General features: G+C 69.9%; 12 protein-coding genes. 6 read left to right on the forward strand and 6 right to left on the reverse strand.

What is annotated here, in order from left to right; genetic code table 11:
• Nucleotides 1-18: 18 nt before the first annotated feature.
• Both ACO1BR_RS28385 and ACO1BR_RS28390 read right to left on the reverse strand, forming a co-directional pair.
• Nucleotides 19-1,617 (reverse strand): PP2C family protein-serine/threonine phosphatase, encoded by a 1,599-nt coding sequence (locus ACO1BR_RS28385; protein ID WP_426797945.1) that lies wholly within the window; start codon nt 1,615-1,617, stop codon nt 19-21.
• 377 nt (nt 1,618-1,994) lie between these two features.
• Nucleotides 1,995-3,098, reverse strand: a complete 1,104-nt coding sequence (locus ACO1BR_RS28390) for an NlpC/P60 family protein (RefSeq protein ID WP_426797946.1) — start codon at nt 3,096-3,098, stop codon at nt 1,995-1,997.
• Between the two features lie 388 nt (nt 3,099-3,486).
• Between ACO1BR_RS28390 and pstS the strand changes: the two genes are divergently transcribed.
• From pstS to pstB, 4 genes are all read left to right on the forward strand, one after another.
• A complete protein-coding gene (gene pstS / locus ACO1BR_RS28395; RefSeq protein WP_426797947.1) occupies nt 3,487-4,614 on the forward strand; it encodes a phosphate ABC transporter substrate-binding protein PstS in 1,128 nt (375 codons plus the stop codon).
• A 129-nt stretch (nt 4,615-4,743) separates the two neighbouring features.
• Nucleotides 4,744-5,733: a phosphate ABC transporter permease subunit PstC gene (pstC, locus tag ACO1BR_RS28400; RefSeq protein ID WP_426797948.1), complete on the forward strand. Its 990-nt coding sequence runs from the start codon at nt 4,744-4,746 to the stop codon at nt 5,731-5,733.
• Between the two features lie 118 nt (nt 5,734-5,851).
• Nucleotides 5,852-6,925 carry a phosphate ABC transporter permease PstA gene (gene pstA, locus ACO1BR_RS28405; RefSeq protein ID WP_426797949.1) on the forward strand — a complete coding sequence of 358 codons (1,074 nt, stop codon included), beginning with the start codon at nt 5,852-5,854 and terminating at the stop codon, nt 6,923-6,925.
• Nucleotides 6,926-6,963: 38 nt separating this feature from the next.
• Complete coding sequence (gene pstB / locus ACO1BR_RS28410; RefSeq protein ID WP_159508674.1) at nt 6,964-7,740, forward strand: phosphate ABC transporter ATP-binding protein PstB; 777 nt, start codon at nt 6,964-6,966, stop codon at nt 7,738-7,740.
• A gap of 158 nt (nt 7,741-7,898) precedes the next feature.
• On the opposite strand, the gene ACO1BR_RS28415 is transcribed toward pstB, so the two are convergent.
• Nucleotides 7,899-8,897 (reverse strand): anion permease, encoded by a 999-nt coding sequence (locus ACO1BR_RS28415; protein ID WP_426797950.1) that lies wholly within the window; start codon nt 8,895-8,897, stop codon nt 7,899-7,901.
• Between the two features lie 9 nt (nt 8,898-8,906).
• Nucleotides 8,907-9,527: a DUF47 domain-containing protein gene (locus ACO1BR_RS28420; protein ID WP_159508676.1), complete on the reverse strand. Its 621-nt coding sequence runs from the start codon at nt 9,525-9,527 to the stop codon at nt 8,907-8,909.
• Between the two features lie 194 nt (nt 9,528-9,721).
• Between ACO1BR_RS28420 and ACO1BR_RS28425 the strand changes: the two genes are divergently transcribed.
• The gene (locus tag ACO1BR_RS28425) at nt 9,722-10,162 is read left to right on the forward strand and encodes a metal-sensitive transcriptional regulator (RefSeq protein WP_426797951.1); all 441 of its coding nucleotides are present in this window, start codon (nt 9,722-9,724) and stop codon (nt 10,160-10,162) included.
• Between the two features lie 59 nt (nt 10,163-10,221).
• On the opposite strand, the gene ACO1BR_RS28430 is transcribed toward ACO1BR_RS28425, so the two are convergent.
• Together ACO1BR_RS28430 and ACO1BR_RS28435 are read right to left on the reverse strand one after the other, a co-directional pair.
• On the reverse strand, nt 10,222-10,407 hold the full coding sequence (locus tag ACO1BR_RS28430; RefSeq protein WP_426797952.1) for a hypothetical protein: 186 nt from the start codon (nt 10,405-10,407) through the stop codon (nt 10,222-10,224).
• Nucleotides 10,408-10,566: 159 nt separating this feature from the next.
• Nucleotides 10,567-11,427 (reverse strand): hypothetical protein, encoded by an 861-nt coding sequence (locus tag ACO1BR_RS28435; protein WP_426797953.1) that lies wholly within the window; start codon nt 11,425-11,427, stop codon nt 10,567-10,569.
• Between the two features lie 171 nt (nt 11,428-11,598).
• Between ACO1BR_RS28435 and ACO1BR_RS28440 the strand changes: the two genes are divergently transcribed.
• Nucleotides 11,599-11,784, forward strand: coding sequence for a hypothetical protein (locus ACO1BR_RS28440; protein WP_426797954.1), 186 nt, complete (start codon nt 11,599-11,601; stop codon nt 11,782-11,784).
• The last annotated feature ends 19 nt before the right edge of the window (nt 11,785-11,803 follow it).

Below are 11,803 nucleotides of genomic sequence, written 5' to 3' on the forward strand. Positions count from 1 at the left end.
AGGCCCGCCGTCCCGTGCCTAACGGCGGGCGAGCAGCAGCACGGCCACGTCGTCGGTGAGTTCCCCGCCGTTCAGATCGCGCACCTCGCGGACCGAGGCGTCCAGCAGTTCCTCGCCCTGGAGGCCGGCGGCCAGCTGGCGGGTGACGAGTTCGGCCATGCCCTCCTGGCCGAGGCGCTGGTTGCCCTCGCCGATGCGGCCCTCGATGAGGCCGTCGGTGTACATCATCAGGCTCCAGGAGCTGCCCAGTTCGACCTGGCGGCGCGGCCAGCGGGCGTCGGGCAGCAGCCCGAGCGCCGGGCCGCCGAACTCGTACGGCAGCAGCTGCGGCTGCTCCCCGGCGCGGGCCAGCAGGGGCGCGGGGTGGCCGGCCAGGCACAGGCCGGCCCGGCGGCCGTCCTCGGAGATGTCGACGGTGCACAGCGTCGCGAAGATCTCGTCGTCGGCGCGCTCGTTCTCCAGCACCTTCTGGAGGGTGGCCAGCAGCTCGTCGCCGTACAGCCCGGCGAAGGTCAACGCCCGCCAGGCGATGCGGAGTTCGACGCCGAGCGCGGCTTCGTCGGGGCCGTGGCCGCAGACGTCGCCGATCATGGCGTGGACGGTGCCGTCCGGAGTGCGGACGGTGTCGTAGAAGTCGCCGCCCAGGAGGGCGCGGCTGCGCCCGGGGCGGTAGCAGGCGGCGAACCGCAGGTCGGAGCCGTCCAGCAGGGGCGTCGGCAGCAGGCCGCGCTCCAGGCGGGCGTTCTCCTGGGCGAGCATCCGGGACTCGGTGAGCTGGCGCTGGGCCAGGTCGGCGCGTTTGCGTTCCACGGCGTAGCGCACCGCGCGGCTGAGCACCGCGCCGTCCAGCTCGTCGCGGAAGAGGTAGTCCTGGGCGCCGACGCGCACCGCGTCCGCGGCCCGCTCGGCGTCCGTCTCGCAGGTGAGGACGAGGACGGCGTGTGTGGGGGCCATCCGCAGCACGTCGTGGAGCGCGCCCAGTTCGTCGCCCCGGGCGGCGTCGGCGGCCCGCTCCTCGCCGTCGGTCGGGGTGAGGTCGAGCAGGATGCAGTGCACGTCGTCGGTGAGCAGCCGCTCGGCCTCGGTGAGGTTGCGGGCGGTGCGCAGTCGGACCTTGCGGCCGGCCCAGTCCCACATCTCCGGGACGTGGTTGTTCGGGTCCTCGCCTATGAGGAGCAGGGTCAGGCCCTGGGGCGTGGACACCTGGGGACGGGAGTCCGGGGTGGCCGATTCCTCGCGGGTGGACTCCCCGCCTGCGGCGCCCTTGGCCGGGGACCCGTCGGACGTGGCAGGGGTCACCACACCGGTCGCGGGGTCGGCGGCATGGTCGTCGGCCGGGTGGGCAGCATCCTCTTCGGCCGAAAGTCGACGCTCGGTGGCCTGGTGCGGAAGCCGGGACTCCGGCAGGTCCTTGGGCAGCGGGGAGGGGCCGGTGGCCGTAGGGGACGCCGCCAGGGGCGTACCGACCGCCTCCGACGTGCGCACAGTCCCGAGGGAGCCCCCGTGCGCCGGCACGCCGACGGCCGCCGCGCGGGTGTTCGCCGCGCAGCCGTCGTCCACCGGTGCCGCCTGGTGCGGCAGCACGACCGACCGCCGGTGCGGTGCGGGTACGGGCATGGGTCTGCTTCCTTCCCTCCCCCCGAGGGGTGCGGTGGTGCGCCGACCGGCACATCACCACGTCCGGCTCAGCCGCGCTCGTCGGTCGAATGAGTGGGGTTCTGCCGGGCGTCGAATGGCGACCATAGCGCCAGTACGGCCCGGCATGGAATGGGCCACGGCAATCCGCCAACGTCATATGCCGCGGCCCATAAGCGATTTCACCTGGGGCGGGCGGAAATCGGAATGACGAACATCACCCCGGACGACCGCATTCAGCTACGGGTCCACTACGGATGGGCACCCGTTCGCACCCCGCGAGCACTCCTCCGAAATTAAACAATCCGGCCCTTCACGCCGCCATTCGGCAAATATTGGCCGGCCGAAAATGTCCGGGATCACTCCGCCCCGCTATTGACACCGCCGCCGGAATCGCCGTCGGGGCGTACGACGCCGAGGATCGGCATCGAGCCGGCACCGGTGATCGTCACCTGCCGCCCGGGCCGCGGCGCGTGCACGATCGCGCCGTCGCCGAGATACATGCCCACATGGCTGGCGTCGGAGAAATAAATGATCAAGTCGCCGGGCCGCATTTCCCTGAGCGCCACCCGCGGCAGCTGCCGCCACTGCTCCTGCGAGGTCCGCGGAATCGTCCGGCCGGCGGCCTGCCAGGACCGCAGGGTCAGCCCGGAGCAGTCGAACGTGTCCGGACCCACCGCCCCCCAGACGTAATCCTTCCCGATCTGCGCGGTCGCGTACGAAATCGCCTTCTTGCCCTGATCGGACGCTTTGTTGGTGATCTCCTTCAGTACGCCGGAGTCGAGCCATTTCTGCTGGGCCAGCAGCGCCTGGTCGTCCTCCAGTTTCCGCAGCCGGTCCTTTTCCTTGGCGGCCAGCCGGGATTCCAGCGCTTTCGCCGCGTCAATCTTGCTATTGATCTCCTTGCGGGCCGCGTCCTTCTTCTTGCGGTTGGCCTCCAGTTGCTCCCACCGGTCACTGGCGGACCGCGCATAGCCCTCCAAGTCTCTTTTCAGGTGCGTGAGTTGGTAGATCACGCCCTTGGCCGCCTGCTGCCCCTTGCGGGCCAGGACGGCGTTGTCGAGAAAGGCTTCCGGGTCGGCGTTGAGGATCAGCTTCGCCTCGGTGGGGATCCCGCCGCCGCGGTACTGGGCACTGGCCAGCGCGCCGGCCTGACGTTTGAGGGCGGCGAGTTTGCGCTGCGCGCCGTCGATGGTGCGGGCCAGGTTGACGATCTCCTTTTCCTGGAGCCGTACCTGTTCCTCCGCGGCGTCATAGGCGTCGGTGGCCTGCTCGGCCTTGCGGTAGAGGCCCTCGATCTCCTTGCGGACGTCCTCCAGGTGCCGGGCCTCGCCGGTCGGGTCCGGACTGCGCTGCGCCGCGGTCGCCGTGCCGCCGAGCAGCCCCGTCGCGCAGAGGACGACCGTGGTGCAGACCGCCAGCCGGCCACCTCTGACCGCCCGCGCGGCCCTTACGCCCCGCACCGCCGTTCCGCCCCGTACGCCCCGTACATCCCCATCCTCACCCTCGCCCCGAACGCCCTGTCGTGCCCCCTGGCTCCCCACCAGTCACCTCCGGTCGTTCCGCACCGATTCGTGCGCGCTCCTTCGGCGCGGATGCTGCCATACCGACCGGTACTTCAACAGAGCGACGAGCCGTTTTGTACGGGATACGGAGTGCTTCTCGCCTCGCACCCAGCTGACGGCCGAGGTTCACCGTGCGTTCACTCCGCTCCATCGGCCGCTTCACCTGATCTACCTAATTTCGGCCGTACCGAGTGCGCGTCACGCCGGAAGGCAACGTGATGCCGCCCTATCCCGTCACCACCCGCACGCCGAGGAAACGGCGCGCACCAGGAAGGAACTCTCGACAGTGAAGCTTCAGCGCAAGAACCGGGTTCGCGCCCTCGCCGTTGGCGCTCTCGCCGTCTCCGGTGCCCTGGCCCTGACCGCGTGCGGCTCCGACAACACCAGCGGCTCCAGCGGCGGCAGCGGCAGCTCCGCCAAGGCGGCCAACATCAAGTGCGACGGCAAGGGCAAGCTCCTCGCGTCCGGCTCGACGGCGCAGAAGAACGCCATGGACGTCTGGGTGCAGAGCTACTCGGGCGCCTGCTCGGGTACCGAGATCAACTACCAGGGCACCGGCTCGGGTGCCGGTGTCACCACCTTCCTCCAGGGCCAGACCGCCTTCGCCGGCTCCGACTCGGCGCTCAAGCCGGACGAGATCGCCAAGTCGAAGGCCGTCTGCAAGGGCGGCCAGGCGATCGACCTGCCGATGGTCGGCGGCCCGATCGCGGTCGGCTACAACGTCCCCGGCGTCGACAGCCTCGTCCTGGACGCGCCGACCCTGGCGAAGATCTTCGACTCGCAGATCACCAACTGGAACGACCCCGCGATCAAGAAGCTGAACCCGAGCGCCAAGCTCCCGGACCTCAAGATCCAGGCGTTCCACCGCTCCGACGACTCGGGCACCACCGACAACTTCACCAAGTACCTCAAGGGCGCCGCCCCCGACGCCTGGAAGCACGAGCCGGGCAAGAAGTGGGAAGGCACCGGCGGCCAGGCGGCGTCCGGCTCGGCCGGCGTCTCCTCGCAGGTCAAGCAGACCAGCGGCGCGATCTCCTACTTCGAGCTGTCCTACGCGACGTCCGGCAAGATCCCGACGGTCAAGATCAACACCGGCGCCAAGGCCCCGGTCGAGGCCACCGTCGACAACGCCTCCAAGGCGATCGCCGAGGCCAAGCCGGCCGGGCAGGGCAACGACCTGGCGCTGAAGCTCAACTACGCCACCAAGGCCGAGGGCGCCTACCCGCTCACCCTGGTGACGTACGAGATCGCCTGCGACAAGGGCAACAAGGCCGACACCCTCGCCGCGACCAAGTCCTTCCTGACCTACGTCTCCGGCCAGGACGGCCAGAACGCCCTCAAGGCGCTCGGCTACGCCCCCATCCCCAACGAGACGATCGACAAGGTCCGCAAGACCGTCGCCTCGCTCTCCTGACCTTCCGGGCGGCGAGCCCTCGTTCCCGTACGGACCGGAGCCTTCCGGTCCGTACGGCCACGGGGCCGCCGCCCGTCCGGTGCACCGCCGCGCCAGGAGCCCCCGCGGGCTCCGCAGACCGGAGAAACCATGAACTACTCAGCGCCCCCCATAGCCAACACGCCTCCACCGGCGACCAGTTCGGTCTCCGGCAAGGCGGTCCGCCCCGGTGACCGGATCTTCCTCGGGCTCTCCCGCGGCTCCGGGATCGCCCTCCTGGTGATCATGGCCGCCATCGGGGCCTTCCTCACCTACCGGTCCGTGCTCGCCATATCCGGCGACAAGGCCAACTTCTTCACCACCCTCGACTGGAACGCCGCCGGCCTGGAGCCCAAGTTCGGCATCGCGGTGCTCGCCTTCGGCACCGTGGTCAGCTCGGTCGTCGCGATGCTCATCGCGGTCCCGGTCGCGGTCGGCATCGCCCTCTTCATCTCGCACTACGCGCCGCGCAAGCTGGCCTCGCCGCTCGGCTACGTCATCGACCTGCTCGCGGCCGTCCCCAGCATCGTCTACGGCCTGTGGGGCGCGCTCTTCCTCGTACCGCACCTCGGCGGCTTCTACGGCTGGCTGAACGACTACCTCGGTTGGACCGGGATCTTCAGCTACAGCGACGGGGCCGCCCGCTCGCTGTTCACCGTCGGCATCCTGCTCGCGATCATGATCCTGCCGATCGTCACCAGCGTCAGCCGCGAGGTCTTCCTGCAGGTCCCCAAGATGCACGAGGAGGCCGCGCTGGCCCTCGGCGCCACCCGCTGGGAAGTCATCCGGATGTCGGTGCTCCCCTTCGGCCGCTCCGGCGTCATCAGCGCCTCGATGCTGGGCCTGGGCCGGGCGCTGGGCGAGACGATGGCCGTCGCCACGGTCCTCTCCCCGAGCTTCCTGATCAACGCCAGCCTGCTGGACCCGGGCGGCGGCACCTTCGCCCAGAACATCGCCAGCAAGTTCAGCGAGGCCGACACCTTCGGGCAGAACGCGCTGATCGCCTCCGGCCTCGTCCTCTTCGTGATCACGCTGCTCGTCAACGGCGCGGCGCGCCTGATCATCGCCCGCCGCAAGGAGTACTCGGGGGCCGCGGCATGAGCTGGGGGAACCGCCCAGCGGTAGCTGGGGGAGCACGCGAGGCCGCCCGGCCGCAGACGATCACGACCGCCGCACCTCTGCGCCGAGCGGGCGCAGAAGCGAATGAAGAGGGTGCAGCATGAGTGTCACGACAAGCCACCGCCGCCGCCGGGTCGCCGCACCCCGCAGCGCCCTCTCCCTCAAGCAGGCCCGGCTCCCCCGCTGGACCCCGCCGGTCCTCGCGCTGGTCGCGGTCGGCGCCGGCTGCGGCATCGGACTGGGCGCCGGCCTGGACAGCACCGTCCAGTGGGGCCTGATCGCCGCGCTGGTCTTCATCTTCGGGACGTACGTGCTGACCGCCGCCGTCGAGGGCGCCCGCCAGGCCAAGGACCGGCTGGCCACCAGCATGGTCTGGATCGCCTTCCTGCTCGCCGTCGTGCCGCTCGCCTCCCTCCTGTGGGAGACGGTCGCCCGCGGCAGCAAGGTCCTCAACGGCTACTTCCTGTCCCACTCGATGGGCACCCTCCCGGACGCGATGCCCGGCGGCGGTATCTACCACGCGATCATCGGCACCCTGGAGCAGGTCGGGCTGGCGACCCTGATCGCCGCGCCGATCGGTCTGCTGACGGCGATCTACCTGGTCGAGTACGGCCGCGGCAAGCTCGCCCGGGTCGTCACCTTCTTCGTGGACGTGATGACCGGCATCCCCTCCATCGTGGCGGGACTCTTCATCCTCTCCGTGTGGATCCTGATCCTCGGCTTCGGCCCGTCCGGCTTCGCCGGCTCGATGGCCCTGGCGATCCTGATGATGCCGGTCGTGGTCCGCTCCACCGAGGAGATGCTCAAGCTCGTCCCGAACGAGCTGCGCGAGGCGTCCCTCGCCCTCGGCGTCCCCAAGTGGCGCACGATCCTGAAGGTCGTCCTCCCCACCTCGATCGGCGGCATCACCACCGGTGTCATGCTCGCCATCGCCCGGATCACCGGTGAGACCGCCCCGGTGCTGCTCCTGGTCTGGGGCGCGAAGACGATCAACAACAACCCCTTCGAAGGCGCCCAGCAGTCGCTGCCGCTCTACGTGTTCCAGCAGTGGCAGCAGGGCTCCGACGCCTCGTACGACCGCGCCTGGTCCGCGGCGCTCGTGCTCATCGCCTTCGTCATGATCCTCAACCTGGTGGCCCGCGGCATCGCCCGCTGGAAAGCCCCGAAGCACTGACCCGCGGCGCCCCGCCTGAGAAAGAAGCAGTGATTGACATGGCCAAGCGAATCGACGTCAGCGGCCTGAACGCGTACTACGGCACTCACAAGGCCATCGACGACATCTCCATGACCATCGAGCCGCGCTCGGTGACCGCCTTCATCGGCCCCTCCGGCTGCGGCAAGTCGACCTTCCTGCGCACCCTGAACCGGATGCACGAGGTCACCCCCGGCGGCCGGGTCGAGGGCAAGGTGATGCTGGACGACGAGAACCTCTACGGCTCCGGCGTCGACCCGGTCGCGGTCCGCCGCACCGTCGGCATGGTCTTCCAGCGCCCCAACCCCTTCCCGACGATGTCGATCTTCGACAACGTCGCGGCCGGGCTGCGGCTGAACGGCTCGTACAAGAAGAGCCGGCTCAAGGACATCGTCGAGAAGTCCCTCATCGGCGCCAACCTGTGGAACGAGGTCAAGGACCGCCTCCACAAGCCCGGCTCCGGCCTCTCCGGCGGCCAGCAGCAGCGGCTGTGCATCGCCCGCGCCATCGCGGTCGAGCCCCAGGTACTGCTGATGGACGAGCCCTGCTCGGCGCTCGACCCGATCTCCACCCTCGCCATCGAGGACCTGATCGGCGAGCTGAAGGAGCGCTTCACGATCGTCATCGTGACGCACAACATGCAGCAGGCCGCGCGGGTCTCGGACCGCACCGCGTTCTTCAACCTGGCGGCCGTCGGCAAGCCCGGCAAGCTGATCGAGATCGACGAGACCGAGCGGATCTTCTCCAACCCCTCGGTCCAGGCCACGGAGGACTACATCTCCGGCCGCTTCGGCTAGGGCGCACCGCCGGGCCCGGCCGCGAGGTCCCGCCCGGCCCCCTCCGCGTCCTGCGGTGCTGCATGGCGGTGCCACCGCATGACGAAGGGCCCGCCCCTCCTTCCCGGGGGGCGGGCCCATTCTGCTTGCCGCGGCCGGCGGCCTGCGGTGACGTTTTGTCAGCCGAAGGCCAGCCGGATCAGCCAGTACGCCAGCCCGGCGACCAGCGCCGCCGCCGGCATGGTGATGAACCAGCCCATCACGATGTTCTTGGCCACGCCCCAGCGCACCGCGCGCGAGCCCTTGGTCGAGCCGACGCCCATGATCGAGGCGGTGATGACGTGCGTGGTGGAGATCGGCGCGTGGAACATGAACGACGCGACGTACATCACCGAGGCGGACGTGGTCTCCGCGGCGAAGCCCTGCGGCGGGTCCAGCTCGATGATCCGCCGGCCCAGCGTCCGCATGATCCGCCAGCCGCCCGCGTACGTACCGAGCGACATGGTGATCGCGCAGGCCAGCTTGACCCACAGCGGAATGGCGTCGTTCGGCTTCTCGATGTCAGCGATGACCAGGGCCATCACCACGACGCCCATGGTCTTCTGCGCGTCCTGGAGGCCGTGGCCGAGGGCCATGCCCGCCGCCGAGACGGTCTGCGCTATGCGGAAACCGCGCTTGGCCTTGTGCGGATTGGCCTTACGGAACAGCCACAGGATCAGCACCATCACGAGGTAGCCGAGGATCAGCCCTATCACCGGCGAGATGAACATCGGCAGGACGACCTTCGAGATCACCCCGGACCAGATGACCGTCGTGCCGCCGGCGAGCGCCGCACCGACCATGCCGCCGAACAGCGCGTGCGAGGACGACGACGGCAGACCGAAGTACCAGGTGACGAGGTTCCAGACCACCGCGCCGAGCAGCGCGGCGAAGAGGATGCCCATCCCCTTGCTGCCGTGGGGAGACTCGATCAGCCCTTCGCTGACCGTCTTGGCGACGCCGCTGCCCAGGAAGGCACCGGCGAGGTTCATCACGGCCGCCATCGCCAGCGCGGCCCGCGGGGTCAGCGCCCTCGTCGACACCGAGGTCGCGATGGCGTTCGCGGAGTCGTGGAAGCCGTTGGTGTAGGTGAAACCGAGCGCGACCGCAATGGTCACGACGAGCGCGAAGGTGTCCATGGCCGGCGCTCAGGACTCCTTGACCGCGATGGTCTCGACCGTGTTGGCGACGTGCTCGAACGCGTCCGCCGCCTCCTCCAGGATGTCCACGATCTGCTTGAGCTTGAGTACCTCGATGGCGTCGTACTTGCCGTTGAAGAGGTGGGCCAGCAGCTTGCGGTGGATCTGGTCGGCCTGGTTCTCCAGGCGGTTGACCTCGATCCAGTACTCGGTGAGGTTCGACATCGTGCGCAGGTTCGGCATCGCCTCGGCGGTCAGCTCCGCCGCCCGCGCCAGCACCTCGATCTGCTGCTCGATGCCCTTCGGCAGTTCCTCGACCTTGTAGAGGACGACCAGGTCGACCGCCTCTTCCATGAAGTCCATGATGTCGTCGAGGGACGAGGCGAGGTTGTAGATGTCCTCGCGGTCGAACGGCGTGATGAACGAGGAGTTCAGCTGGTGGAAGATCGCGTGCGTCGCGTCGTCTCCCGCGTGCTCAGCCGCCCGCATCCGCTCGGAGATCTCTGCCCGTGCGGAGGCGTCCGCCCCGAGCAGTTCCATCAGGAGCTTGGAGCCCGTGACGATGTTGTCCGCGGATGCGGCGAACATGTCGTAGAAGCTCGTCTCCCTGGGGGTCAGACGAAAGCGCACGTGAAATCCTCGGGGTGCATCGGATTCGGTCGAGTTGATGCTAGGCGCATCATCCAGCCACAGCTAACCGGCATTCCTTCAGTGTCGCCCATCGGGCAGCATGCTCTGCACGGGGTACCTCGGGTGCCCGCAAACTTCGCTACGATATACCTACCAGGGGTATATGGATCGCCTCAATACCACGGGAGATGGCCATGACGACCACGGACGCCGACACCAACGGCAGCACCGCAGCCGCCGCGGCCTGCCACGGCCCCGCCCCCGAATCCGCCCCCCTCGACGGCCCCGGCGCTGTGACCGACAACGCTGCACAAACCTCCCCGCACGGCACGCACGGCTACGCCAAGCAAAAGGACGCGCACATCAAGCGACTGCGCCGTATCGAGGGCCAGATCCGCGGGCTCCAGCGCATGCTCGAGGAGGACGTCTACTGCATCGACATCCTCACCCAGGTCTCGGCGAGCACGAAGGGTCTGCAGTCCTTCGGCCTCCAGCTGCTGGAGGAGCACCTCCGGCACTGCGTCGCCGCCGCGGTCATCGAGAGCTCCGCTCCGGGCGCCGTGAAGGGCCCCGAGGCCATCGACGCCAAGGTCCAGGAGGCGACCAGGGCCATTGAGCGGATGCTGCGCACCTGAGCGTCCGACGACCGGTCCGGCCACGTCGGATCAGGTCGGGTCGGGTCGGATCAGGTCGGTCAGGAAGTCTCGGCCGCCTCGCGGTCGGCCCCGTCCACGTGCAGCACCTCGTCGATCCGGTCCGCACTGAGCCGGTCCTCGTTCGCCGCGGCCGCCGCGATCATCAACTCGCCGGTGAGGTCGATCTCGGCGAGGGCCACATGGTCCTGAACCGTCGGATGGCGATGGGCGGGCACGTCCAACACCTCCTCTTTCGAGCGCCTTCCCACGCCTGTGGTGGTTACCCGCCAGCGTAGGGACGGCCGCACGCCCCGCACATGGCACGGAAGGACCATTTCCGCCACCAGGCAGAGACCTCCGGCGCATGCCACGGGCATACCCACCGCCCCCCAGAGCGGCGGCACCTAGGGCTTCGCCGCCGCGATCTTCCCGGAGTAGATGTCCCGCCGGTCCGGCAGCCGCACCGCCGACTTCGCACCGAATCCGTACAACTCGGTCGTGGAGGTCACCAACGCCCCCTGCGGCGAGCCGTTGGCGAACCGGAACCGCTCCCGCACCCTGCGCAGCCGCCCGGCCTCGTCCAGATACGCGTCGAACGGCACCACGGCCGTGGTGAACCCCTTTTCCGCCGCGACCAGCGCCGGCCTCGTCCGCGCCGACGCCGCGCCCGCCGCCGCGGTCAGATCGGTCGTCCCGCGGTAGTGCCGCACCTCGACCCCGCCCAGCCGCTCCGGCCCCTGATACGTCACCTTCCGCGCCCCGCGCAGCAGTTCCGCGGCGGCCAGCGGATCGGTCGCCCCGCCGGTGACCAGGTTCCCGTCGGCCAGCGAGGCGGTGTCCACCCGCACCCACTTGTCGGCCGGCACCCCCGCGCCGCGGTTCTTCATGAACAGCGCACCGGGCGCCAGGATTTCCGTGATCGGCTGATGGCCGCCGCTCGGTTTGCCCTTCAGATCCGGCAGCACCACCCGCAGCTGCCCGCTGCCGGCCGCGAAGTCGTAGTTCCCGGCGCCCCGGATGGCCACCCGGGTGCCGCCGCTGACCGTCTCCATCTCCGACCGGACCTTGGCGGAGCCGGCCCTGGCGAGGGCATCGGGGCTGTGCCGCACCACCTCGGCGGCTGCCGCCCGGGGAGGCGCCGCCTGGTCGTCCGCGGCGGCGCCGCTCGGTGAGCAGCCGGTCGCCAGCAGCCCCGCCATCAGTCCCGTCCCGCACACCACGGCCGTGGCCACCGCACCGCCGCCGCGCCTGTCCTGCACCACCATGCGTACGAGCCCCCTCGGCCGCTGTGTCCGGGACCGCCTGGGCCGGCCGGTCCGCTCGGGACGGTCGGACGTTCCGCCGCCCGCTCGACTGACGGTGCGTCGACCGATCCTTTCAACGACTGTTCCGGGGGCTCGTCACGCAACGGAACCTGGGACGCGTAGCGTGGCGGGGTGCCCGACCGACCCCCGCACCGCGTCGTCACCGTCGAACGCGGATCCTTCTGCCTGGCCCGCTGCGACTGCGGCTGGACCGGCATGGCCCGCCGCGCCCGCTCCCAGGCGCGTACGGACGCCGAGCGCCATCTCGCCGAGGCCGGGGGCGGCCCGGAGCCGTCCGCCTGCCGCCCCGTGGAATGAGCCCGTCCGTTCCGGGAAC

This window comes from Streptomyces sp. YGL11-2 (assembly GCF_050054615.1).
In the GTDB taxonomy this organism is placed as follows: domain Bacteria; phylum Actinomycetota; class Actinomycetes; order Streptomycetales; family Streptomycetaceae; genus Streptomyces.